25 protein-coding genes, 1 tRNA gene and 1 pseudogene are annotated in these 22,051 nt (G+C 66.3%); 15 read left to right on the forward strand and 12 right to left on the reverse strand.

What is annotated here, in order from left to right; all coding sequences use genetic code 11:
* Positions 1 to 104: 104 nt before the first annotated feature.
* From RN729_RS09045 to RN729_RS09060, 4 genes are all read right to left on the reverse strand, one after another.
* Entirely contained in the window at positions 105 to 1,670 is a 1,566-nt protein-coding gene (locus tag RN729_RS09045; protein ID WP_310783877.1) for an amidohydrolase family protein, read from the reverse strand.
* A gap of 39 nt (positions 1,671 to 1,709) precedes the next feature.
* On the reverse strand, positions 1,710 to 2,663 hold the full coding sequence (locus RN729_RS09050; protein WP_310783880.1) for a cobalamin-binding protein: 954 nt from the start codon (positions 2,661 to 2,663) through the stop codon (positions 1,710 to 1,712).
* Between the two features lie 13 nt (positions 2,664 to 2,676).
* Positions 2,677 to 3,282, reverse strand: a complete 606-nt coding sequence (locus RN729_RS09055) for a DUF6580 family putative transport protein (protein ID WP_310783883.1) — start codon at positions 3,280 to 3,282, stop codon at positions 2,677 to 2,679.
* A 35-nt stretch (positions 3,283 to 3,317) separates the two neighbouring features.
* A tRNA-Pro gene (locus RN729_RS09060) sits at positions 3,318 to 3,391 on the reverse strand.
* 99 nt (positions 3,392 to 3,490) lie between these two features.
* Between RN729_RS09060 and RN729_RS09065 the strand changes: the two genes are divergently transcribed.
* The 4 genes from RN729_RS09065 (at position 3,491) to RN729_RS09080 (ending at position 8,290) form a co-directional block, all read left to right on the forward strand.
* Positions 3,491 to 4,459, forward strand: coding sequence for a metalloregulator ArsR/SmtB family transcription factor (locus RN729_RS09065; RefSeq protein ID WP_310783886.1), 969 nt, complete (start codon positions 3,491 to 3,493; stop codon positions 4,457 to 4,459).
* Positions 4,460 to 4,522: 63 nt separating this feature from the next.
* Positions 4,523 to 5,992 carry an adenosylhomocysteinase gene (ahcY, locus tag RN729_RS09070; RefSeq protein ID WP_343218913.1) on the forward strand — a complete coding sequence of 490 codons (1,470 nt, stop codon included), beginning with the start codon at positions 4,523 to 4,525 and terminating at the stop codon, positions 5,990 to 5,992.
* A 47-nt stretch (positions 5,993 to 6,039) separates the two neighbouring features.
* Positions 6,040 to 7,254, forward strand: a complete 1,215-nt coding sequence (locus RN729_RS09075) for a hypothetical protein (protein ID WP_310783892.1) — start codon at positions 6,040 to 6,042, stop codon at positions 7,252 to 7,254.
* A gap of 205 nt (positions 7,255 to 7,459) precedes the next feature.
* Positions 7,460 to 8,290, forward strand: coding sequence for a hypothetical protein (locus tag RN729_RS09080; RefSeq protein WP_310783896.1), 831 nt, complete (start codon positions 7,460 to 7,462; stop codon positions 8,288 to 8,290).
* A 2-nt stretch (positions 8,291 to 8,292) separates the two neighbouring features.
* Here RN729_RS09080 and RN729_RS09085 read toward each other — a convergent pair whose 3' ends face one another.
* Together RN729_RS09085 and RN729_RS09090 are read right to left on the reverse strand one after the other, a co-directional pair.
* Positions 8,293 to 8,568, reverse strand: a complete 276-nt coding sequence (locus RN729_RS09085) for a hypothetical protein (protein WP_310780101.1) — start codon at positions 8,566 to 8,568, stop codon at positions 8,293 to 8,295.
* Entirely contained in the window at positions 8,565 to 8,852 is a 288-nt protein-coding gene (locus RN729_RS09090) for a hypothetical protein (protein ID WP_310783899.1), read from the reverse strand. Before RN729_RS09090 ends, RN729_RS09085 begins: the two co-directional genes overlap by 4 nt.
* A gap of 398 nt (positions 8,853 to 9,250) precedes the next feature.
* Between RN729_RS09090 and RN729_RS09095 the strand changes: the two genes are divergently transcribed.
* Both RN729_RS09095 and RN729_RS09100 read left to right on the forward strand, forming a co-directional pair.
* Positions 9,251 to 9,673 (forward strand): type II toxin-antitoxin system VapC family toxin, encoded by a 423-nt coding sequence (locus tag RN729_RS09095; protein ID WP_310783902.1) that lies wholly within the window; start codon positions 9,251 to 9,253, stop codon positions 9,671 to 9,673.
* A 60-nt stretch (positions 9,674 to 9,733) separates the two neighbouring features.
* Positions 9,734 to 11,398, forward strand: coding sequence for a cation:proton antiporter (locus RN729_RS09100; RefSeq protein WP_310783903.1), 1,665 nt, complete (start codon positions 9,734 to 9,736; stop codon positions 11,396 to 11,398).
* Between the two features lie 275 nt (positions 11,399 to 11,673).
* Here the strand turns inward: RN729_RS09100 and RN729_RS09105 are convergent, their stop codons facing one another.
* Entirely contained in the window at positions 11,674 to 12,789 is a 1,116-nt protein-coding gene (locus tag RN729_RS09105; protein WP_310783906.1) for a hypothetical protein, read from the reverse strand.
* Positions 12,790 to 12,946: 157 nt separating this feature from the next.
* Between RN729_RS09105 and RN729_RS09110 the strand changes: the two genes are divergently transcribed.
* A complete protein-coding gene (locus RN729_RS09110; RefSeq protein WP_310783909.1) occupies positions 12,947 to 13,762 on the forward strand; it encodes an oxidoreductase in 816 nt (271 codons plus the stop codon).
* Positions 13,763 to 13,794: 32 nt separating this feature from the next.
* Here the strand turns inward: RN729_RS09110 and RN729_RS09115 are convergent, their stop codons facing one another.
* Together RN729_RS09115 and RN729_RS09120 are read right to left on the reverse strand one after the other, a co-directional pair.
* Positions 13,795 to 14,217, reverse strand: coding sequence for a type II toxin-antitoxin system VapC family toxin (locus RN729_RS09115; protein WP_310783912.1), 423 nt, complete (start codon positions 14,215 to 14,217; stop codon positions 13,795 to 13,797).
* Between the two features lie 6 nt (positions 14,218 to 14,223).
* Entirely contained in the window at positions 14,224 to 14,454 is a 231-nt protein-coding gene (locus RN729_RS09120) for a hypothetical protein (RefSeq protein ID WP_310783914.1), read from the reverse strand.
* Between the two features lie 170 nt (positions 14,455 to 14,624).
* On the opposite strand from RN729_RS09120, the gene RN729_RS09125 reads away from it, so the two are divergent.
* Positions 14,625 to 14,825 carry a hypothetical protein gene (locus RN729_RS09125; RefSeq protein WP_310783915.1) on the forward strand — a complete coding sequence of 67 codons (201 nt, stop codon included), beginning with the start codon at positions 14,625 to 14,627 and terminating at the stop codon, positions 14,823 to 14,825.
* The gene (locus RN729_RS09130; RefSeq protein WP_310783918.1) at positions 14,803 to 15,132 is read left to right on the forward strand and encodes a type II toxin-antitoxin system PemK/MazF family toxin; all 330 of its coding nucleotides are present in this window, start codon (positions 14,803 to 14,805) and stop codon (positions 15,130 to 15,132) included. Before RN729_RS09125 ends, RN729_RS09130 begins: the two co-directional genes overlap by 23 nt.
* On the opposite strand, the gene RN729_RS09135 is transcribed toward RN729_RS09130, so the two are convergent.
* On the reverse strand, positions 15,129 to 16,595 hold the full coding sequence (locus RN729_RS09135; RefSeq protein ID WP_310783921.1) for an aminotransferase class V-fold PLP-dependent enzyme: 1,467 nt from the start codon (positions 16,593 to 16,595) through the stop codon (positions 15,129 to 15,131). The two genes, RN729_RS09130 and RN729_RS09135, sit on opposite strands and share 4 nt — an antisense overlap.
* Entirely contained in the window at positions 16,592 to 17,449 is an 858-nt protein-coding gene (locus RN729_RS09140; protein WP_310783923.1) for a bifunctional helix-turn-helix domain-containing protein/methylated-DNA--[protein]-cysteine S-methyltransferase, read from the reverse strand. Before RN729_RS09140 ends, RN729_RS09135 begins: the two co-directional genes overlap by 4 nt.
* A gap of 293 nt (positions 17,450 to 17,742) precedes the next feature.
* On the opposite strand from RN729_RS09140, the gene RN729_RS09145 reads away from it, so the two are divergent.
* Together RN729_RS09145 and RN729_RS09150 are read left to right on the forward strand one after the other, a co-directional pair.
* Positions 17,743 to 18,021, forward strand: coding sequence for a hypothetical protein (locus RN729_RS09145; protein WP_310780115.1), 279 nt, complete (start codon positions 17,743 to 17,745; stop codon positions 18,019 to 18,021).
* 86 nt (positions 18,022 to 18,107) lie between these two features.
* A complete protein-coding gene (locus RN729_RS09150) occupies positions 18,108 to 18,326 on the forward strand; it encodes a hypothetical protein (protein ID WP_310783925.1) in 219 nt (72 codons plus the stop codon).
* A 184-nt stretch (positions 18,327 to 18,510) separates the two neighbouring features.
* On the opposite strand, the gene RN729_RS09155 is transcribed toward RN729_RS09150, so the two are convergent.
* A complete protein-coding gene (locus RN729_RS09155; protein WP_310783928.1) occupies positions 18,511 to 19,698 on the reverse strand; it encodes an ATP-binding protein in 1,188 nt (395 codons plus the stop codon).
* A gap of 291 nt (positions 19,699 to 19,989) precedes the next feature.
* On the opposite strand from RN729_RS09155, the gene RN729_RS09160 reads away from it, so the two are divergent.
* The 4 genes and pseudogenes from RN729_RS09160 to RN729_RS09175 all read left to right on the forward strand — a co-directional run.
* Positions 19,990 to 20,418, forward strand: a complete 429-nt coding sequence (locus tag RN729_RS09160) for a type II toxin-antitoxin system HicB family antitoxin (RefSeq protein ID WP_310783931.1) — start codon at positions 19,990 to 19,992, stop codon at positions 20,416 to 20,418.
* A 140-nt stretch (positions 20,419 to 20,558) separates the two neighbouring features.
* Positions 20,559 to 20,819, forward strand: coding sequence for a type II toxin-antitoxin system RelB/DinJ family antitoxin (locus RN729_RS09165; protein ID WP_310783936.1), 261 nt, complete (start codon positions 20,559 to 20,561; stop codon positions 20,817 to 20,819).
* Positions 20,806 to 21,087 carry a type II toxin-antitoxin system YafQ family toxin gene (locus tag RN729_RS09170; protein WP_310783937.1) on the forward strand — a complete coding sequence of 94 codons (282 nt, stop codon included), beginning with the start codon at positions 20,806 to 20,808 and terminating at the stop codon, positions 21,085 to 21,087. Before RN729_RS09165 ends, RN729_RS09170 begins: the two co-directional genes overlap by 14 nt.
* A gap of 112 nt (positions 21,088 to 21,199) precedes the next feature.
* Positions 21,200 to 22,051 (forward strand): annotated as a pseudogene (locus RN729_RS09175) (hypothetical protein); the annotation flags it as partial.

The raw sequence follows: 22,051 nt of genomic DNA on the forward strand, positions 1-22,051 counted from the left end.
ACACGCACGACCAACGGACGGCTCACGCCCCTGCAACAACTCGTCGGGCCAAGGGCCAACAACGTCCCGGCATCTACACCTAGCGCGGATCGCGCGGCGAGGCGCTACTCCTTCCGCGTGCCGGCGGCCCAGTCGAGGGCGATGGGGTTCGTGGGGAGCGCGTCAACGTCGATGATGCGCCCGCCCCTGATGACCGTCGAGAGCTGCCGGATGTTCGCGATGTCGGCGAGCGGGTCCGCGTCGAGGACCAGGACGTCCGCGGCCTTCCCCGCGTCGAGGGTGCCGTACTCGTCGAGCGCCTTGCTCGCGATGGCGCCGTTCTTCGTCGCCGCGGTGATCGCCTCCAGCGGCGTCATGCCGAGTTCGACCAGCCCCTCGATCGCGAAGATCGTGCCGAGACCCGGCAGCTGGTGCTCCATGTTCTCGGGCTCCTCGCGCAGGAAGTCGGCCGCCACGCCGCCGCGTCCGAAGAGCGTGTTGTCCGTGCCGACCGTCACGATGCAGCCGGCCTCGATGAGCTTCTTCGCGTTCGTGCGCTTCGTCGTCCAGCGTCCCTCCATCACGGATCCCGGCTGCAGAAGCCCTGTGTCCTGAACGCGGCGGCGGATCTCGGCCGTCGTCGGGGGAATGCGCCTCTGGCGCTCACCGGCCCGGGCCTCGGCGAGGTCCTCCCGCGCGCGCTCCATGTTGCGGACGTGGAACTGCCAACTGGGGCCGGTGAACTGGTTGATGAGCATCGAGCACACGATGTCGCGCTCGACGATCATCTCGACGAGTTCATCGGTGATTGTGCGGTTCCCGACATTGTCCGGGTGCTGGACGACGTCGATCCCCGCGAGGATCGAGAGGCGGAGGCCCTCCAGGCTCGTGGCGTGGGTCTCGGCCACGAGGCCGCGCTTGTGCGCCTCCTCCACGATCACCCGCTGGGCGCGCGGTGAGAACGAGATTCCCGCCGGATAGTTGAAGTGGTGCGTGGCGCCGTACTTGATGAAGTCGGGCCCGTAGTCGAGGTAGGTGTTGATCGCGACCCGCAGTTCGTCGGGCGTCATGTGCATCATCTCTTCGCCGCTTCCAAGCGTGACCTCGTCGTTCATCTGCTCGGCGAAGAAGCTGATCTCCGACTCGGGGAGCCCGGCGAACGTCTCGGAGGCAGGGCCGCCCCACCCCACGATGTTGCCGGCGAGGTACGTGCGCGGGCCGAACTCCTCCCCGGAGTCGATCTTCTTCTTGACCCGCTGCATGGGACGCAGGACGCCGTAGCTGTCCCGGACGGTCGTCACCCCGTGCTTGAGGTGGAGCTGGAGTCCCTGGAGGATCAGCGCCTCGTGTTGCGCCCAGTAGGCTGCGTGCTCTTCGACCCGCCCTCCCCGCCCGAAGGCGAGCGACATGTGGACGTTGGTGTCCACGAACCCGGGCGTGAGGAACTTGCCGCTCCCGTCGATGACCTCGGCGGCCTCGGGGACCGCCACCGACGCGCGTGGGCCGACGGCGGCGATCCGGTCGCCCTCGATGACGATCGTCCCATCGGCGATGGGGGCACCCCCGTGTCCGTCGATGATCGTCGCCCCGACGATGGCGAGCGGTGGGGAGATCTCCTGCGCCGCGGCCGTGCCCGGCAGGGAGAGGAAAGTCAGGAGGGCAGCCGCTGCAAAAACCGATCTTGAGCCCATGTTCCTCTCCTCTTTCCTCTCTTCGGGAGGACAACTTCGTTATCCCGTGCGCCGTCTCCGTGACCGTTCGGACGTGTCCCACCAGATCCAGCCACGGCCGAAGTGGCCGAAGTCGAAGTGGTCCGGGTGCAGGAATTCGGCGAGGATCTCGGCCGACTCGACCAGCCGCGGGCCGGGCCGGTTGAAGTACTGGTTCCCATCCATCATTGCGACGCGTCCGTTGCGGACGGCGGACAGTTGCTGCCATTCGGGGCGCGCGACGAGGGGGGCCATCTCCTGCGCGGCGCGCTCGATGTCGAAGCCGCACGGCATGATCGCGATCACGTCGGGGTCCGCCTCGACCAATTGCTCGATCTCGATGTAGCCGGAGTGTTTGCCGGCCTCGCCCAGGGGGTCCGTCCCGCCGGCGATCTCCACCAGTTCGGGCACCCAGTTCCCCGCCATCATCAGCGGGTCCGTCCACTCGATGCAGCCGACCGAAGGACGCGGACCCAGCGAGCGCGTTCGGGCCTCAAGCGTCGCCAGGCGACCCCGGAGTCGAGCCACGAGATCCTCGGCACGTTCCGGCTCGCCGAGCGCCGAGGCGACGGAGCGGATGTCCTTCCAGACATCGCCGAGCGCCATTGGCTCGAGCGAAACGAGGACGGGATTCGACGTGACGAGTTCGCACACCGCCTCCTCGACATCCTTCAGGCTGGCGGCGCACACCTCGCACTGCGTCTGCGTGACGATGACGGTGGGCGCGAGATCGTTCAACAGGTCGGGGTCGACCCGGTACACCGAGAGCCCGTCGCCCACGAGCGAGCGCACCTGGTCGTCGATCTCCTTGCTGCTGGCTTCCACCTTCACCTTCGACGAGCAGCAGGCGGGGAGACGCCCGATGCCGGGCGGGTAGTCGCATTCGTGGGAGCGCCCGACGAGTTCGTCCTCGAACCCGAGCGCGCACACGATCTCCGTCGCGCTGGCGATGAGCGAGACGACCCGGTGGCTCATCGCGATGTCCCTGCTACGTACGGCTGGCGGCGAACTCGTACTGCGGCGCGGTCACCGGCTTCGTCAGGGCGACGCGGCTGAACAGGATCGGCAGGAAGACCGCCATGCTGATCAGCGTGTTCCGCAGGTATGGGATCGCCATCACGTAGCACTCGACCAGGCCGGCGAAGTTGAGCGGGTAGATCGCGCCGCCGCCGAACGCCCACACGCCGAAGTTGCTGAGCACGAAGAACGCGAGCGACGACCCCAACCCGGCCCCGGCCACCCGCTTCCACGAGCGCCCGCGCCGGAGGGCGAAGCCGATGAAGGCCACGAGCGCCACCGACAGATAGATCACCGGCTGGTGCGCGTAGAACGCCCAGTCCGCGCGGCCCGTGAGCGCCCAGATGCCGAGGTCACCGAGCAGCCACGCCGCGAACGGCACCAGGTACACCGTTCGGGTCCGCGCAAACATGGCGCCGCCGAACAGGCAGATCGGCAGGAACGGCGAGAAGTTCCACGGATAGGTCGTATTGCCCGGCTCGAGCGCCATCCCGAACTGCGCCAGCACGTATGGAATCAGCCGCGCGGCGAGGCCCACGGCGAGCAGCGCGAGGATGACGGAGAGCCGAGGTTTCACAGTAGCAGTCCTTCGTGTTCGTGGTTTGGCTAAAATCGGGGCGGCGAGATTTGAACTCGCGACCTCCTGAACCCCATTCAGGCGCGCTACCGGGCTGCGCCACGCCCCGAGGTGAACCGGAAGCTAGCTTGTACCGTGATGGGGTCAAGCTGACGGACGCACGTAGCGCTGGCATTGTCATATCCATATATTAGGATTTATGGATACGATGACCCTCCGGGCACCCGCCCCGACACGGGATCTTCTCTCCCGCTTCGAATCCCTCGGGGACGAGAACCGGCTGCGGATTCTCACCCTGCTGGACCGCAACGAGTTCACGGTGTCCGAACTCGTCTCCGTTCTGCAGCTGCCGCAATCCACCGTTTCGCGCCACCTGAAGGTGCTCGCGGATGACGGCTGGGTGCGCCGGCGGCAGGAGGGGAAGACCCGGTACTACCGGATGGAAAGCGACCTCGAGCCGGAAGCGGGGGAGTTGTGGCGGCTGGCAGAGGGGAGTCTCACGGGCGCCAGCTGGATCGCGGACGATGCGGAGCGGGCCGAGAGCGTGCTGGCCGAGCGCCGGGATCGGGCCGCGGCCTTCTTCTCGGAGTCTGCAGCGAGGTGGGACGCACTCCGCGATGAACTGTTCGGGCGCGACGCGCGGTTCGCGGCGCTGTTCGGCCTACTCGATCCGGAGTGGGTCGTCGGGGACCTCGGCGCGGGCACCGGAACGCTCGCGAACATGGTCGCCCCCTTTGTGAAGCGGGTGATCGCGGTCGACCGGTCGCCGGAAATGCTGGAGGCTGCAGCGGTCCGGCTGGGCGACTGCGACAACGTCGACGTCCGCCACGGCGAACTGGAGTCGCTCCCCGTCGGCGACGGCGAACTCGACCTCGCCGTGCTGATGCTCGTCCTCCATTTCGCGGTCGAGCCGCGACGGGTGTTGGCGGAGACCGCGCGAGCCGTGGCTCCGGGAGGAAGACTCCTCGTTCTCGACATGCGCGCGCACGCGCGGGAGGAGTATCGCGAGACCATGGGCCACCTGTGGCCCGGATTCACGGAGGAACAGATGCGGGACTGGACGCGGCTCGCCGGCCTCGGAGCGTACCGTCACATTCCGCTCGCCCCGGACCCCGAAGCGTCCGGACCGGCCCTCTTCGCGGCCACCGCCCGTAAAGCGGCCTGCGACGCTGGTTAGAGCCCCTGAACGACGACTGAACACCGAAGGAGATAGACGATGGAAGGCGCCGTACTTCACGATATGACCGAAGCCGCCGCCGGCACCGCGGCCGCCAGCCGCCCCGCGTTCAGGGTGGCCGACCTCAGTCTGGCGGAGTGGGGCCGCAAGGAGATCCGCCTCGCCGAGCACGAGATGCCCGGACTGATGTCGGTGCGGGCGGAATACCGCGACGCGAAGCCGCTGGCGGGACGGAAGGTGATGGGCTCGCTGCACATGACCGTGCAGACGGCGGTCCTCATCGAGACCCTGGCCGATCTGGGCGCGGACGTGCGCTGGGTCTCCTGCAACATCTTCTCGACCCAGGATCACGCGGCCGCGGCCGCCGCCGTGGGCCCGGACGGCACGCCGGAGGACCCGCGCGGGATCCCGGTCTTCGCCTGGAAGGGGGAGACGCTCGAGGAGTACTGGTGGTGCACGGAGCAGGCGCTCCTGTGGCCGGACGGCTCGGGCCCGGACCTCATCGTCGACGATGGTGGCGACGCGACGCTTCTCCTCCACCGCGGTCTCGAGTTCGAGCGGGCGGGGCGGATCCCGGACTTCGACCCGGAGACGGAGCCGGAGGAATGGGGCGTGATCCTCGAGACGCTGCGCAGGATCGCGGCGAAGGACCCCGGACGGTGGGCACGCACGGCCCCCGCCATCCAGGGGGTGTCGGAGGAGACGACGACCGGCGTCCACCGCCTGTACGAGATGGCGTCGGAGGGGACGCTTCTCTTCCCCGCCATCAACGTGAACGACTCGGTCACGAAGTCGAAGTTCGACAACATCTACGGCTGCCGTCACTCGGTCATTGACGGGCTGAATCGCGCCTCGGACGTGATGATCTCGGGCAAGACCGCAGTCGTGTGCGGCTACGGCGAGGTCGGCAAGGGGTGCGCGCAGGCGCTCAAGGGACAGGGGGCGCACGTCGTCGTCACCGAGATCGACCCGATCTGCGCGCTGCAGGCCGCGATGGAGGGCTTCCAGGTGCGCACGCTCGAGGACGTGGTTGACACGGCGGACATCTTCATCACGGCGACGGGCAATCGGGACGTCATCACCTTCCAGCACATGGCGCGCATGAAGGACAAGGCGATCGTCGGGAACATCGGCCACTTCGACAACGAGATCGACATGGCCGGGCTCGCGAAGGGCGGCGTGACGCGCAACAACATCAAGCCGCAGTACGACGAGTTCGTGTTCGAGGACGGGCACTCGGTGCTCATCCTGTCCGAGGGGCGGCTGCTCAACCTCGGCAACGCGACGGGGCATCCGAGCTTCGTGATGAGCGCGAGCTTCACGAACCAGGTGCTCGCGCAGATCGAACTCGCGCGGAACCACGAGGCCTACGAGCGGCAGGTCTACATGCTCCCGAAGCACCTCGACGAGAAGGTGGCGCGGTTGCACCTCGATCACCTCGGCGCGCGCCTGACGGAGCTGACGGAGGACCAGGCGGACTACATCGGCGTGCCGAAGGATGGTCCCTTCAAGCCCGACCACTACCGCTACTAGGAGGCCTGCGAGGACACGAGCAGGGTCAGGGGTACGGAGCAGTCATCATGAGGATAAACCCGAAGCATCTGCGGATCTTCGCACCGCTCGCCCTGGTTGGGGCCTGCGGCGATGGCGGGCAAGACGGGGCCGTTGGTGCCCGCGGAACCCTCGAGGGTCCGGACGTGCTGCTGAATGCCGTCACGGAAGAGGTCTTCACTGTCGGGTCCGTGGTCGGCGACGCGTGGGACACCTTCGGCAGCGTGCAGTCCGTTGCCTTCGACAGCGCGGGCAACCTCCACATCTACGACTCCCAGGTCGAGCACATCCTGGTGGTCGGACGGGACGGATCGCTGCTGCGCACGGTAGGAGGTCAGGGAGAGGGGCCGGGCGAATTCGGCAACGTCAGCGCGGCCATCGTCGCCCGCGACGGCTCCTACACGGTGCTGGGCTTCTCACAGGTCGATCTCTTCGACCCCGGTGGAGCCTTCGCGCGGCGCATCCAGATGAATGCGATTCTCTTTTCCGGTTCGGCTCTCCCCGACGGCCGCCTGGTCGCCAGCAGCTTCGTTTCGATGGAGGCGTTATCGGAGCCTGAGAGTGCCCCCGAGGACGAGGAGGGCCGTCCCATTTACCTCATTCCGCTGGACGGGACGGAGCCCGAAGTCCTCTACACCGCATGGGACCTCCCCGCGGCTCCGGCCGGCGACGACTTCGAGATCGATTCGTCCAGGACTCTCCGCATGTCGGCGGGGCGCGCCTTCGAGCCGGGACTCTACTACGACGTGCTGACCGACGGCCGGCTCGCCCTTGCCGATTCGATCGGCTACCGCATCAAGCTGATCGCACTCGACGGAAGCGTCACCGGAGTCATCGAACGGCCGATTGCGCCGCTGGCCGTTGACGACGCGATCAGGGAGGCGGAGCGTGAACGCTACCGCGAAGCCACGGCTCAGCTCGAGAGTCTGCAATCGTCCTTTCAGGTCGAACGCGAAGGCGTGGAAGAGCTTGTCTTCGCCGACGAGGTGCCGGTCATCGGGGCTGTCGAGGTCGACTGGGAGGACCGGATCTGGGTGACCCGAAGGTCAGCGGACGGCGACCGCGAGGGCCCGGTCGACATCGTGACGCCGGACGGACGCTATGTCGGCACGCTGGCCGTTGACGGGCTGAGGCCTCCCGACGCTTCCGGCCCCGACGGCCTGCTGGCCTACATCGAACTGGACGAATTCGATCTGCCGACGGTCCGCGTGATCCGGCTCGTGTCGCTCGACCCGCAGGGCTGAGGTCCAGCAATAGAGGGACGCGCCTCCCAGGTCGATGTGACCGCCGTGGTCAAACTAAAGGCCGCCGAGCGGACGAACGCCACCCGGATGGGCGCCTTGAGCAGCCAGCCTGCGAGGCGGCATAATTGCGTGCGTCCCCGGCACCGAGCAATCGGGCGACGCCATCCTGGCGGCAGTCGTAGCCCTCCAGAGAACGGAGCATGAGATGTTCCCAAGAGTGTCGACGACGGGTTTGCTTGGCTGCCTCGTGTTGGCGGCGTTCGGAGCCCCGGCGGGTCTTGCCGCCCAGGCGGACGAAAACAATGCCGGGAACGGCGGCTTCTACCTGGGCCTGGCGTTTCCGCTCGGGCAGATGAGCGCGACGATGCGGAAATCGGTGGACAACACGGCGCCCAACACGCTGGTGCCCGAGCCCCGGCGCGGGCAGGTCTTCGAAGACGAGGCCTCCGGAGACGCGCTCTCCTACGGGGTCGGCCTGGTCGCCGGGTATCGGAAGTCCTTCTCGGGTGGGGCCTATTTCCTGGATGCGGCCGCTGAACTGGAGACGCACGGCGGCGACGTGGAGGCGCAGTTCGCGGGCGTGGGGGTTTCGACGGAACGGAAGCAGCTGGGAGAGAGTTGGCCGGACCGGTGGAACCTGGATCCGGAAACGAGCTACGGCGTGACCCTGAGGCTCGGCGGCAGTCCGGGAGGCCTGCAGTCGCGGGGCATCAGCCTGTACGTCCTCGGCGGAATCCGCTTTGCGGGCGCACAGTTCACCAACCACTACGACGGTTGTTTCGCGACCGAACCCTGCGATCCCTCCGAGTTCCAGTCCGGCCAGGAGGACCGCGACATGGACTTCACGGTCTGGAAATCCGGGATCGGACTGGAGAAAACCTTGGGCGAGCGCATCGCGCTACGGGTCGAGGCGAGCTATTCGGTCTACGCCCGGGAGGAGTGGACCACGGAGTTCGAGGACGTGGTCGTCACCGTCCGTTCGAGCATGAAGGCAAGCGAGGCGGGACTGACCGCAGGCCTGCTGCTACGCCCCTAGGGCTATCTCTCTTCGACCAGGCGGCCGGCCAGATATTTGTGGATCACGCTCGCCAGTAGCGTCTGGTACGGCATCCCCTCTTCGCGCGCCCGGGCGTGGGCGAGATTGAAGTCGCGTTCCGTAACCCGGAGGTTGACGCGACGGGTCTTCTTGAACGTGCTGCGAGCCGCTTGACGCGCGATCGTCATTTCGCCCTCGACGCCGGTGACGGGACGCAACTCGCCCCGGTCGAACTTCTCCAGGATCTCCCGCTCTTCCCGGTTCAGTTGGTCGTTCATGGCGATTGCCTCCTCCGATAGTCCCGCGTCGCCTTCCGGCTGGGGATGATCGTCTTCAAGAAACGTGTGCCGTCCTGGGCCACTACGAACGGAACGAGGTAGAGGTACCGGTCGACGTCCACGACGTAGATCATCTGCCCCGGATATCTTTCCTGGTTTGGGTGTTTCAGCACGTCCACCAAACCTCCGCGCTCAATCGCGGAAATCACGCGCTCGAACGAGACGCCCCGCCGTTCGGCGAGTTGTCGGTTCTTCTCCAGATTCCAGTCGAAGCCGGCGAACATGTCCAATCGTCACACATTGTGTGCGTTTTGTCAACAAATGTTGCAACAGCGCGGGCGAAATCAGGGGGCTGGCCAGAGAGTTCGTCACGGCGAGAGCCCATTTGCGAGGACGCGTGGCAGTGTGTAATCTTTACACACCACACCCAGCGTACCCGGGAGGAGAACGACGTGGCTCGACGGGTCAACATCATGATGGACGAAGACTCGTGGCGTGTGCTACAGAGGTTGCCGCGCGGTACCCGCAGCCGCGCCGTGAACGAGGCCATCCGCGAGTGGTCGGATGCTTCCAGGAGACGGGACGCATCCGCCCGGATGGACGCATTGCGAGCGCGGTTGCCCGCAGTCGAGACCGATCAGATCGTCCGCTGGATACGTGAGGAGCGGGAGCAGCGGCTGTCGTGATCGTCACGCCGGACGCATCGGTTATTCTCAAGTGGGTTCTTCCCGGCGACGACGAGCAGGATACGGACGTCGCGCTCGCGCTGCGTGACGAGGCGGCGGCGGGGGCCCTCGATCTGATCGTTCCTCAACTCTGGATCTACGAGGTGGGCAACACGCTGGCGCGGCGGTTTCCGGGTGACGCGGAAGCGCTCCTGGCATCCCTGGCCGACTTCGGCCTGGCGGAGGCGCGGCTTGACTCGAACTGGAGAAGGCGCGCCGTGTCTCTGTCCGTGACGTACGAAGTCGCGTTCTACGACGCGGCGTACCATGCCGTGGCGCTGGGCCTCGGCGGTGTGTTCGTCACGGCGGACGAGCGATACGTGCGTCGCGCCTCGAGGGCCGGGAGCATCTCCTCGCTACGGCTCTGGCAGGCCGGCTGAGGTGACGTTCACGACCTCGCGGCTCCGAGGTGACCTGCCAGCCTCCCTCAAGTGGGCACCATGGACTTCGAGTTAATCGCCATCGCCCTAGGAGACGTTGTCTGGATCGCCCTTGCCTTCGTCCTGGGCCTGCTGTCCAGAGCCGTCGGGCTGCCGCCAATGGTCGGGTTTCTGGCCACCGGGTTCGCGCTCAATCTGTACGGAATCGCCAGCGGGGAAGTGCTGCAGAAACTGTCGGATCTCGGTATCACCCTGCTGCTGTTCACGGTCGGGCTCAAGCTCAACCTTCGAACCCTCGCGCGCCCGCAGGTGTGGGCCGTCGCCGGGCTGCACATGTCGATTGCCGTCGCGGGTTTCGCGGCCGCCATCGGTCTCCTGACGCTCTCGGGAACCCCGTTGGTCTCCGGCCTCGGCCTTACCCAGTCACTGCTGATCGCGTTCGCGTTGAGCTTTTCCAGCACGGTCTTCGTCGTGAAGGTGCTGGAGGAGAAGGGGGCAACGGCCTCGCTGGCCGGGCGGCTCGCGGTGGGCATCCTCATTGTGCAGGACCTGGCCGCGGTCGCCTTTCTCGCGGCCTCGGCGAACGCATGGCCCAGCCCCTGGGCGCTTCTGCTTCTGTTGCTGATTCCGGCCCGGCCGTTGCTGGCGCTCGTCCTCGACCGGGTGGGCCACGGCGAACTCCTCGTACTGTACTCGCTGCTGCTCGCCCTGGGCGGCGCGGAGGTGTTCGAGCTGGTCGGGTTGAAGGGAGACCTGGGCGCGCTCGTGCTCGGCGTTCTCGTCGCCCGCCACCAAAAGGCCGAAGAGGTGGCGAGTACCATGTTCGGGTTCAAGAACCTATTCCTGCTCGGCTTCTTCCTGTCCATAGGACTCTCGGGGCCGCTCACGGCGGAAGCACTTCTTGCCGGCGCGGCCCTCACGCCCCTCGTGCTCGTGAAGTCGGCGCTGTTCTTCGGTCTGTTCACGAGATTCAGGCTGCGGGCGCGGACCTCGTTACGCGCTTCCCTGACCTTGGCCAACTACAGCGAATTCGGGCTCATCGTCGCGGCCCTCGGGGTTGCCAACGGATGGCTCGACGGTCACTGGCTGATCGTTCTCGCGATCGCCCTGTCCCTCTCCTGCGCCATTGCGGCAGTGCTCAACGCCGTCGCCCACCGGATCTACCAACGATACCGCGTGGCGTGGACGCGCTTCGAGCGATCCGAGCACCTCGCCGATGAACGGCCGCTCGACATCGGAGACGCGAGGATCGCCGTACTCGGCATGGGCCGCATCGGCACGGCGGCCTACGACCACATGCAGCGGCTTCACGGCGGGGCCATCATCGGCGTGGACTCCGATCCCCTCAAGGTGCGACAACACCTGTCGGAGGGCCGCAACGTGCTGTTGGGCGATCCGCGCGACGGGGACTTCTGGGACCGCGTTCGGAGCACCCGGCCGCTCGATGTCGTCATGCTGGCCCTGCCGAATCGCGCCGCCAAACTCGCCGTTCTGGATCGCATCGGCGCCTCTGCCTTCGAGGGCCGGATCGCCGCCGCCGTCAGGTTTCCGGATGAGATCGAAGCCATGAATGAGGCCGGGGCGTCGATACTGTTCAATCTCTCGGCCGAAGCCGGGGCGGGATTCGCCGCGCACGTGGCGGCGCAGATTCCACCTCTCGGCCGCACGGGAGGGGATGCCCCGGACACCTCTCCCGGTCAGCCCTCGCGGACAACCGTCACTTGACATCCGCTGGCGGGCCGCAAGTTGTCACTTGACCGGGCGACGCTCGATTTGAGCCGGGGGCCCAGCTAGCGCTCCCGGGACGAAGGACTGGCCGGGGAGCTCCGGCTGCTGTTCAAGCGGTGCGATCGGCAGACAGGTATGCACGATCTCCACGACGCCCACCATGGGCCAGGTGATCCTCAGATTCACGATGCTGCCGACCCCCGTGAACGTGACTCGAGTGTTTATCCGGGTACCTTCCAGGCGACGACCGAAGACGTCGAACACGGTGTCGACTAGGGACCCGCCCTCGTCACCGCGAGAGCCATCACCGGGTAGAGCGTCCCGGTATACGTGATGAAGTGCCAGGTCTCCGTATTGAGTGACTTCGTCCACCAGCGGCCCGATTCTCTCTGGTTCCGCGTGAGCCACTCGACGCCTCGCTGTATGGCCGGGTGCGTCGGCGGCACCCCCGCGGACGACAACACGACAACTGCCAAACCGGTCTGGTGGCCATCGCTCGCGGGATCGCCGAAGTCCGCCTCGGCTCGCAGGCGTTCGGCGCGGTTGCCCCGGCCCCACGCCCCGGGCTGGGCGAAAGAGCGGATCGACCATCCCCCGTCGGGGCGCTGGCGGTCCAGGATCAGCCTGACGATGTCCTGCTTCTGGTCGGCGCTGATCACGCCCGGCAGATGCTGCTCCGCCCAGAGCAATGCCACCCGGGCGTAGTCATGGGGAGGAGGGACCCGCCGCAGGTACTCTCGCAGACCGGCTATCTGCCTCTGCAGCTCGGGAGCGGTTGCCTGCTCGAGCCATCCCGGAGCCAGGCCCATGCCCATCGCCGCAACGGTCGCGAGCTGATACGCGTCGGACTCGAACGGGGGCCATGTGTCCGGCGAGTGCCACGCCCCGTCGTCCCGCTGAAGGCTGAACATGAGCTGGAAGGCCTGCTCGGTTTCGGGAGACAGCCGCCGGTCCACGTACGCATCCCAGGATGCCAGAGACGCGGCCAGATGCACGACCTCCGCGGGGTTCACATCCTGCTGGAGTTCTTCGGGGTCCGTGGCGAGCCTGTCCTGAAGACGCTCTTCGAGAAAGGCCCGGAAGTCTGCATCGGGCCGACCCAGGCTCTCGGTGAGTTGCGGACGAAGGATCCCGTACCAGCCCGTCGTGTGGCACGAGACGCAGCCGCGGTTGTTCGCCCAGGCCCAGGCTCCATCCTCCAGGTAGGTGACCGCCCGTTCGAGAGACAGGTTCTCCGCGACCGGCTCATCCTCCGACGCCGGCGGGATGGAGATCTCTCCGAACTGATACTGGTACGCGCGGTGGTCGCCCCAGTCCTGCGCGTGAAGCTCTGAGCCGAGAGGCGAAATCCCAACGGACAGTCCGAGTGCGACGTGCGTGAGTCTCATGGCCGAGCCCAATCCCGAGAGGTTCTCGTGCTGAGGCTACAGCCATCGTAAACGCCTGTTTGCCGCCATGTAAAGGCACGCGCGAGGCACCTTGACGCCGCTGCAGAGTGTATGGTGGTAACGCCACGACAGGTATCATCAAGCAAGGAGCAGCGCGTTGGGCAAGATCATCCTCGTCACGGGAGCTTCCTCCGGCATCGGCCGGGCGGCCGCGATCCTTCTCGCCCGTGAGGGCCACACCGTGTACGCCGGCGCACGTCGGGCGGACCGAATGGAAGACCTGCGGGAACACGGCATCACTCCCGTCGAAATGGACGTCACCAGAAGCGACGACAACGAGCGGGCCGTGAGTCGCATCATCGCGGACCAGGGACGCATCGACGTCCTGGTCAACAACGCGGGCTTCGGGCTCTACGGACCCGTCGAGGACGTGCCGCTCGACGACGCGCGCTACCAGTTCGAGGTGAACCTGTTCGGGCTCGCCCATCTCACCCGACTCGTCCTGCCGCACATGAGGGCGGGGGGCTCAGGCCGAATCATCAACGTCTCGTCGATGGGAGGGAGGATCTTCACCCCCCTCGGGGCCTGGTACCACGCCACCAAGCACGCCCTCGAGGGCTGGTCGGACTGCCTGCGCGTGGAAACCGCCCCCTTCAACATCCAGGTCGTCGTGATCCAGCCGGGCGCGATCAGGACGGAGTTCGGCGACGTGATGGGAGCCCACATGAGGAAGTACTCCGGGGACACGGCGTACAAGGCGCAGGTGGACTCGTTTCTGAAGCTGATGGACGGCCTCGAACCCGGCCGCGGCACCGCGCCGGAAGTGCTCGCCAAGGTGTTCGTCAAGGCCGCGACGGCCCGGAAGCCGCGCCGGCGATACGCCAGCGGCTCCATGGCGCGCCCCTTCATGTTCCTCCGCAAGTGGTTCGGGGACGGCCTCTACGAGTTCATGCTGCGGCGCATGTTCCGCTGACCGGCCGGTCTTGACGGGATTTGACCGCGCGATCAAGGAGGCGATTCCGTGGGGGTGACGGCAAAGACCTCGACCGGCACCGCGAGGTTCGGGACTCCGGCCAGCCGACGGTCCGTGGTGAGAAGGGGGGCTTCGAGAGTCTCGGCCAGTGTGACGTACGCGGCGTCGTACGCGGTGAGGTTGTGGCGGCGGGACCAGATCCTCGACAGGAGCGGCTCGTGGCCGTGCCGCCGCACATCGAGATCGAGGAAGTTGCGATACGCCTCGCCGGCGCGGGTCGGGGAGACGGCCCCGGTGCTCTCGTAGCGGCGCAGAACATGCAGAACCTCGAGGTCCAGGAGTTCGGGGCCGTGCAGGGACGTCACGGGGTCCGATACCCTGTGCATGATGCGGGCGCCGCGCCGCGTGCCGAGCACCAACTCGACGACGGCCGATGCATCCAGGACGACGATCACGCCGTTTCAGCGCCTCTCACGCGCCTCCCGCAGGACCTCGCTCGGGGGGGGATCGACGTCGATCGGCGGCAGCCGGGCGATGCGGGCGAACAGTTCTTCCCGGGTCGGCCTTTCCAGCGACTGGCGGATCCCGCGGAGGACATAGTCCGACATCGATGTCCCGGCGAGCGCCGCGCGGGACTTGAGCCGACGGTGCAGATCGTCCGGGATGTTTCGGACCTGAAGCATCTTTGACATGTGCTAAGCATGATTTCATGTTATACACATGTCAAGTCCTCACGAGGCCGGCTTTTTGGCGTTCCGTTCGCCGCCACATAGAGGCATGCGCGAGACCGGAGGGGGCCGTCGGCCGCGGGCAACTCCGGCAGGTGGCAGTGCTGCCCGTCGCCTGCTAGAGTCGAAGGACCATGAGCATAAAGGCGGAATACCGGGATGGGGTCTTCACGCCCCTGCAGGAGGTCAAGGAGCCAACTCCCGGCGAGGTCTACGAAGTCTTCTCCGAGGGCGAGTTGCAGCGGCTTGCGGCGGACGTTCCGTGGTTGAGGGTCTCGGAACGCAGCTTCGAGTTCTGGGAAAACGAGGAGGATGACGTCTACGACAGCCTATAGGCAGGGCGACATCGTGCTCGTCTCCTTCCCCTTCACCGATCTCACTTCAACCAAGAGACGCCCCGCGCTGGTCCTTTCCCCGAATTCCTTCAATGCCGCCGGTGAGGATCTCGTGCTGGCGGCCGTCACCTCCCACCTCACGGGCGACCCGAACGCGGTGCATCTCCGCCGCAGCGATTTCGCGGAAGGTGGGCTTCCCAAGGCATCGATGGTGAAGACGACGAAGCTGTTTACGATGAGACACCCGGGGAAAGCGATCGAACACGTCACCGTCGTCGGCGATACGGCAGCGGGTATTCTGTACTAGTCGAGATCAGTTCGATGAGGTTCCGAAACGCTCAGGTCGGATTCGGCTTGTGTGCTCCAAATCGACGGCGCCACCGCCTTGAGAGTGTGGACAAGCGCGTCGACATCGCGCTCGCTCGTTCGCCCGTTGGTTATGCAGGCTCGCAGCACTGTTCTGCCCTCGAAGACTGCGGTTGACACCCAGAACCGGCCGTCCCTGTGAACGGAATCGACGTAGCTCCGAACGGCTTCATGGCCCTCGGGCGGCACGAGACATGCGACCGCCATGGGAGAGTCATTCGCGAGCGACCAACCGTCGCGCTGCAATCGCCGTGCGAGTCTGTCCGCCAGTCGAATGGCGCGCTCGGTGTGGCCGGCGTATCCCCTCCAACCCGCTGCCGCGAGTGCAAGGAACAGCCGCAGGCCGACGAATCGGCGCGACCACTGGATCGAGTTGACGAAGAAGTCCTTGGCCGCGACGCTCCTGGGCATGTAGCTGGCGTCGACCCGGAAGGCCTGAGCGGCGACATCCGGTCTGGAGGTCAGGAACATGCCGGCTCCCATGGTCGTTGCAAACCACTTGTGGGCGTCGATCGTGATCGAGTCCGCCCGCTCGATGCCCTTGAGAGCACCGCCGGTATCGCTGGCAATCAGCGCACCACCCCATGCGGCGTCGACGTGGAACCACATGCCGTGCTCCCTGGCCAGTTCGCCGCAGCGGGTCAACGGATCGACCATGCCCGCGTTGGTGGTGCCCGCCGTCGCCGCGATCATGACAGGCATGCGGCCGCTGGAGATGTCAGTTGCAATCGTTTCGGCCAAGGCATCGGGGTCCATGCGCCCCCGCCCGTCGGTCTGGATCAGCCGGACCGCGTTGCGGCCGATGCCCCCGGCGTGAGCGATCTTCAGCCAAGCCAAATGGCTCTCCTCCGACACATAGACGTGGGGCGGACGGGCAAATGCACACACGCCGTCATCACCATACGCCGGACATGCAGCCTGAAGAGCGCAGAGCATTGCCGTGAGGTTCGCCTCCGATCCACCGCTAGTGAAGTGCCCGCCCGACCCATCCGGCATGCCGGCCTTGCGCGCCACTTCCCGGATCACGTGCAGCTCGATCTCCACCGCCGCCGGCGCATGCGAGTGCACGCAGACTTGGGGGTTGAACGCGGAGGCGATCCGGTCGGCGCACTCGGAAGCGAACGTCGGCGCAGGGTTGAACAGGCCAAGATAGCCCGGATGCGTCACCTGTACCGTGCCGGTCTCTAGCCCGTCGATCACCCATTCCGTCAAGCCCGCCAGCTCTCTGGGCCGGTCGAATCTCATGTTTCGCAGCTCCCGCAGCCATTCGCCGGACGGACCCGCGGGTACTACGTCGCGCGACGGCATGAGACGCCGCGACACCCCGAGGCGTTCAGTGAGCGCGTGCTGCGCCGCCGTCAGGGAATCATGGTCGGGAAACAGCGAGTAGTGCGGATCGGTCATCGGACGGCCTGGCCGCTGGCGGATTGCCGACTCGCCTCCCACGCCAGCATACAGCGTTTCCGCGTGCCCCCCCCGGCATAGTCGCCCGTGATCCCGCCCGCGCGGATCACGCGATGGCACGGAATAAGGAAGGCGATCGGGTTGCTGCCAACCGCGCTCCCCGTCGCCCGAGCCGCCTTCGCGCTACAAACCTCTTCGGCCACACGACCGTAGGTGACGACCTTCCCGGGAGGCACGCGCAGCAGGGCGCGCCAGACGGCCAGTTGGAAGTTGGTCCCGCGCACATGGACGGTCAGCGGGGGACTCTCGGCTTCGAAGGGAGCCGAGAAGATGGACCGCGCCAGTGCTGTTGCCGTCAAATCGTCGCCCTCGAGCGACGCCCGCCCCCAGGCCCGGCGGAGAGCCTCCATCTCGGCGGAGACATCCCCGTCAGCCACAAACCCAACCCGGCAGACGCCGCGTTCCGTCCAGGCGACGAACACTGGCCCAAACGGTGATTCTCCGATGCCGAAGCGGATCGTCAGCCCCGCGCCCCTGCTCCGATACTCGCCCGGCGTGACGGCCTCCACGGTTACGAAGTGATCGTGCAGCCTGCCCGGACCAGAGAGCCCGCTACTATGAGCCGTCGCGAGCACGGGCTCGGAGCTGTCGAGTAATTTCTTCGCGTGCTGAACGGTAAGGAATTCGAGAAAGCGCTTTGGCGTAACGCCGGCCCAGCGTGAGAACAGACGATGCAGATGGCTTTGGCTCAGACCGATATGCGCCGCCAATTCTGCGAGTTCCGGCTGGCGCTTGCGATGCCTGGCCAGATAGCGAATGGCCGCCTCGATTCGGTCGTAGTCGGTCGTGTTCATGCGGAACTCCGAGAATCATCGTGGATGGGGACTCCCGTAACGTGAACACTCTTGATGCTGAAATCGACCCGATCCTTGCTATGCGGGGCTCGGCCGTCCCGACGACGCTCGCCCGGATAGCGACGGTGGCTGCTCCGCAGGCGATGACGCGCCCTCGGCGCGGTAGCGCGTCAGGGCGCGCTGGCCCCATCCGTGCCCTCTCGCGAAGACGATGGGGACCCCTTGGGGGCGCTGGCCCCGCGTGGTGCCTCAAACGGCTACGCACAACCATTCCAAGCCGCCTGGACTCGCAGGTGACCGACAGGATCGCCCTCGGGCTCCGGCTGGGTCTGGGCAGTGTGTTCATCGCCGGTGGCTGGTGGAAGCTCTCGCGTGCCATCGACCCGCTTCGGTCCGAAGCGTTCGTCGACCGGTATCTGGCCAGCAACGGGTACATCAACTCGTTCTTCGACCAGTACCTCTTCGCCGGTCCCGGCGCCCTGCTCACTCCGCTGGCCTTCCTCGAGGGTTCGCGGCTGAAATCCCGAACAGCGGGAATCATTCGGCGGGAATCCGACCTTCTGAATCGCTAAGTTAATCGGATTACACTAGTTACAAGTCCGATGCAACTTGCCGTGAGGACATTCCCGTCCCGGGCGCCGTGGCGGGTGGGCGGGAAATGGTCGCGGTTCCGCTGGTCGTGGGGGCGAAGCTCGCTCTCTATACCGCCATGCGTGAGCAGGGGCTCACGAAGGTCGGTCTGGCCCGGCGCCTGGGCTTGAGCGAGGGTGCGGTTCGGAAGCTCCTGAACCCGAATCACCGCTCACACATCGGGCAGATCGAACGAGCGCTCGCGAAGGTGGGGCGGCGGCTCGTTGGGGAGGACGCGGCCGTCTAGCGGAGGCGACCGGGCGGGTGGCGGTGCTGCCGGTCAAATAGAGATTGGATGAGTCCAGCGATCAGGAAACCCGTGGCTCGATCATCGAGCGGATCGGTAACACGGGTTGATCGGGCCGTGCCCGCCTTAGGAGTGGCGACGACCGGGACGAAGCCCTGGCAGAGCAGGCGCTCGTATGGCGCTGTCACTCATCTGCCGGTTGCCAGTCGGGCATGGCCCGCAACATGTACTGATCAAACATCGGAACGGTGAATGCGGTTTCTCCGTGGGCAGGACTCCAGATCATCCCCTTGCGGATCAGCCCTGTGCGGATCGGCCCTGCCGAAGTAACGGCGACCCCCAACTCCTCCGCTACTTTCCCCGAGCGGTGTGGCCCCGGCCCGAGTTGCGCCATTGCTCTGAGGTACTCCTGCTCCCGGGGCGTGAGGCGATCAAAGCGGACACGGAAGAAGCTCGCATCCAGAGCGGCCATCACCCTCTCCCTGGCCGACACTACATCGTCGAGGGTCACTGGTGATTCCGATGCGACGTTCCAGCAATGCGCTCCCCACTCCTGAAGGAAATACGGATAGCCTTCCGTCTGTTCAGCGATCTCCGACAGCGCGTCGTCGTCCACCGAGGCCCTCGCCTCCTCGATTGGCCCTCGAATGGCCTCCGCTATGGCAGCCTCGTCGAGCGGACCAACGCCGGGGAAATCGAATAGACGTTCCGCGTAGCTCTTGGCCTCGCCAGATACCGCCGCAAGCTGCGGTAGGCCAGCGCCGAACATGATCAGGGGCAACGCCTTCTGGCTGATCCGATGGAGTGCGACGATGAGCGCGCTCAAATCTTCGTCGTCCAGATACTGAACCTCGTCCATCAGGAGAGCCGCCGGTTGGTCAGCGGCCCTCGCCGCCTCTCCGACCACAACCAGGAGATCCGTAAGGTCGGTCTCGAGATCGCCGGAAGCGGCCAGGCCCGGCTCTGGCGTTACACCTACCTCAAACTCTGCGTAGGAGACCGTGAAGGCGCTGGCAAAATTACGGAGAGCGCCAAGGGCTCGGTTACCCAGGATCCGGGCCTTCTCGCGACGGCTAAGTTGATAAAGGAGACGGCGGAGCCTGGGAACGAGAAGCACTGCCAAGCGACGCTCCTCTGGAGCCTCGATGAGGGCGGTCACGTACCCCGCAGCTTCGGCAAGGTCTCCGATTCGGACGAGGAGAACGGTCTTGCCGACACCTCGGAGGCCGAGAAGCATCATGCTCTTGGCGTGTCGGCCAGCTTGAATTCGTCGCAGGGCGATCTCCGCCGACGCAAGCAACTCGTCGCGACCGGCCAAGGCTGGAGGCCGAGATCCCGCTCCGGGCGCGAATGGGTTAGCGATCGGATCCATCGAATCCCTTTAGAAAGAGTTATGACGAGTTAGGTACATGTAAGGGAAAATGATGTCTAATCACGAATAACTCTGTCAAGATGCTGTGGTCGCCCGCGTTGAAGGCGCCGTGACGTTGGTTGGTATCCTCAGCGCAACAGCTCCAATCAACGCTGTTTCCGATCAGCGTACCACTGGGCGGCGAGGAGGTGAGATGGGTCGTGGGCACTGGATTGTCGTACCTTCGGGTACGATCTTGAGAGAGTGAACGGTGCGGAGTTCGTGCGGCGAGCGAGGCGAGGAGGACTTCTGATGCGATACGCCTATCCGTGCGTGCTGACGCCTGAGGGGGACGGCGGTTACTCGGTGTCCTTCCCGGATGTGCCGGAGGCGCTGACGTGCGGCGACGACCGGGACGAGGCCCTGGCGATGGCGGAGGACGCTCTGGCCGTGGCGCTCGGCTCGTACATGCAGTGCCGCCAGGACATCCCGGTGCCGGGCACCGTCGCGGGTGGGCGGGAGATGGTCGCGGTTCCGCTGGTCGTGGCGGCGAAGCTCGCTCTCTATACCGCTATGCGTGAGCAGGGGCTTACGAAGGTCGGTCTGGCCCGGCGCCTGGGCTTGAGCGAGGGCGCGGTGCGGAAGCTCCTGAACCCGAATCACCGCTCACACATCGGGCAGATCGAAAGGGCGCTCGCGAAGGTGGGGCGGCGGCTCGTCGCGGAGGACGCGGCCGTCTAGCGGAGGCGGCCGGCGCGCGCATTGTAGCGGGTGTGCGCACCTCCGGTGTTCTTCGCCGCTGGCGATGGGGGAACAACTTTACCGGCCAGCCCGCCAGTCTGCATGATATTGTACGTCAACTCGCAACACGGATACCAGACATGCCGAACCAACTCGTCCAAGCCCGCATTGACGCAGACGTGAAGGAGGAGGCGGCCACGGTGCTGGCGGCCATGGGCCTGACCGTCTCCGGCGCGTTGCGCCTGCTGCTGACGAAGGTCGCCCACGAGAAAGCGCTGCCGTTCGCGCCGTTGGTTCCTAACGCCGACACCATTGAAGCGATGAGGGAGGCCCGCCGGGGCAACCTTCCGCAGTTCTCGAGCGTAGAGGATCTCCTCGACGATCTGCGTGCGGACGATTGAGCGGACCCGCCGGTTCAAGCGCGACTACAAGCGGGAGTCGCGCGGCCGGCACCGGGCATGCCTCGATACCATCTTGGCCGGAGTCGTGGAGGCCCTGGCCAACGACCGACCGCTGGAGCCCCGGCACCACGACCACGCGCTGAGCGGTGAGTGGCGAGATTTCCGCGACTGCCACCTGAAGCCGGATCTGTTGCTGATCTACCAGAAGTCCGGGGCCGATATCCTCCGTCTGGTGCGCCTGGGCTCCCATTCGGCGCCAGGTCTCTGACGCTCACCCAAGTTCGCACCGAATCGCCAGCCGCGAGGTTGATCGCCCGCGGGGGACACCCGAATATGAGGCTCGTCTCGATGTCGCTCTTTCCCATTGACCGGATTCTTCGATGACCCAGCCGACCTCTTCGACCCGCTTCCCGTACCAGCTTCACAGCAGCTTCCTGGCCTGCATTCTCGCCGCCATCCTCACGACCGGTGTCACCCCCGCTCACGCCCAGGTGACCACCGGACAGCTGGACGCCCTGCGCCCCCGCAACATCGGCCCGGCCGTCATGAGTGGGCGGATCGTCGATCTGGCCGTGGCTGAGTCCGACCCCATCAAGTTCTACGTCGCCTCGGCGACCGGGGGCGTCTACAAGACCAGCGACAACGGCATCACCCTGGTGCCCGTCTTCGAGAACGAGGGCACCCACTCGGTGGGGGCGATCGCGCTCCACCAGCGGGACACCTCGATCGTCTGGGTCGGCACCGGCGAGCGGGCCAACCGGCAGAGCTCGTCGTGGGGCGACGGGGTGTACAAGAGCACCGACGGCGGCGGGACGTGGACGAACATGGGGCTTCGCGACAGCAAGCACATCGGGCGCATCGCGCTTCACCCGAACGATGCGGATCTCGTCTACGTCGCGGCGATGGGACACTTGTGGGGCTCGAACGACGAGCGCGGCCTCTACCGCAGCGCAAACGGGGGCGCGACCTGGCAGCGCATCCTCCACGTGGATGAAGACACGGGCGTGGTGGACGTGGCGCTCGACCCGGAGGACCCCGGCATCGTCTACGCCGCCACCTACCAGCGGCAGCGCCGCCCCTGGGGGTTCCACGGCGGCGGCCCCGGGAGCGCGCTCTACCGCAGCAGCGACGGCGGCGACACCTGGGATCGGCTGTCGGGGCCGGGGATCGCGCGCGGGCTCCCGGATGGGATCCTGGGACGCATCGGCATCTCCATCTACCGCAGCGACCCG

Source organism: Candidatus Palauibacter polyketidifaciens (assembly GCF_947581785.1).
Classification (GTDB): Bacteria; Gemmatimonadota; Gemmatimonadetes; order Palauibacterales; family Palauibacteraceae; genus Palauibacter; species Palauibacter polyketidifaciens.

Excerpts from the sequence above, each read along its gene's own strand:
- RN729_RS09050 (WP_310783880.1), bottom strand. The coding sequence starts at position 2,663 with ATGAGCCACCGGGTCGTCTCGCTCATCGCCAGCGCGACGGAGATCGTG.
- RN729_RS09140 (WP_310783923.1), bottom strand. The coding sequence starts at position 17,449 with ATGAACACGACCGACTACGACCGAATCGAGGCGGCCATTCGCTATCTG.
- RN729_RS09160 (WP_310783931.1), top strand. The coding sequence starts at position 19,990 with ATGCGATACGCCTATCCGTGCGTGCTGACGCCTGAGGGGGACGGCGGT.
- RN729_RS09100 (WP_310783903.1), top strand. The coding sequence starts at position 9,734 with ATGGACTTCGAGTTAATCGCCATCGCCCTAGGAGACGTTGTCTGGATC.
- RN729_RS09155 (WP_310783928.1), bottom strand. The coding sequence starts at position 19,698 with ATGGATCCGATCGCTAACCCATTCGCGCCCGGAGCGGGATCTCGGCCT.
- RN729_RS09090 (WP_310783899.1), bottom strand. The coding sequence starts at position 8,852 with ATGTTCGCCGGCTTCGACTGGAATCTGGAGAAGAACCGACAACTCGCC.
- RN729_RS09165 (WP_310783936.1), top strand. The coding sequence starts at position 20,559 with ATGCCGAACCAACTCGTCCAAGCCCGCATTGACGCAGACGTGAAGGAG.
- RN729_RS09120 (WP_310783914.1), bottom strand. The coding sequence starts at position 14,454 with ATGTCAAAGATGCTTCAGGTCCGAAACATCCCGGACGATCTGCACCGT.
- RN729_RS09135 (WP_310783921.1), bottom strand. The coding sequence starts at position 16,595 with ATGACCGATCCGCACTACTCGCTGTTTCCCGACCATGATTCCCTGACG.
- RN729_RS09150 (WP_310783925.1), top strand. The coding sequence starts at position 18,108 with ATGGTCGCGGTTCCGCTGGTCGTGGGGGCGAAGCTCGCTCTCTATACC.
- RN729_RS09130 (WP_310783918.1), top strand. The coding sequence starts at position 14,803 with ATGACGTCTACGACAGCCTATAGGCAGGGCGACATCGTGCTCGTCTCC.
- RN729_RS09065 (WP_310783886.1), top strand. The coding sequence starts at position 3,491 with ATGACCCTCCGGGCACCCGCCCCGACACGGGATCTTCTCTCCCGCTTC.
- RN729_RS09080 (WP_310783896.1), top strand. The coding sequence starts at position 7,460 with ATGTTCCCAAGAGTGTCGACGACGGGTTTGCTTGGCTGCCTCGTGTTG.
- RN729_RS09125 (WP_310783915.1), top strand. The coding sequence starts at position 14,625 with ATGAGCATAAAGGCGGAATACCGGGATGGGGTCTTCACGCCCCTGCAG.
- RN729_RS09085 (WP_310780101.1), bottom strand. The coding sequence starts at position 8,568 with ATGAACGACCAACTGAACCGGGAAGAGCGGGAGATCCTGGAGAAGTTC.
- ahcY (WP_343218913.1), top strand. The coding sequence starts at position 4,523 with ATGACCGAAGCCGCCGCCGGCACCGCGGCCGCCAGCCGCCCCGCGTTC.
- RN729_RS09045 (WP_310783877.1), bottom strand. The coding sequence starts at position 1,670 with ATGGGCTCAAGATCGGTTTTTGCAGCGGCTGCCCTCCTGACTTTCCTC.
- RN729_RS09075 (WP_310783892.1), top strand. The coding sequence starts at position 6,040 with ATGAGGATAAACCCGAAGCATCTGCGGATCTTCGCACCGCTCGCCCTG.
- RN729_RS09105 (WP_310783906.1), bottom strand. The coding sequence starts at position 12,789 with ATGAGACTCACGCACGTCGCACTCGGACTGTCCGTTGGGATTTCGCCT.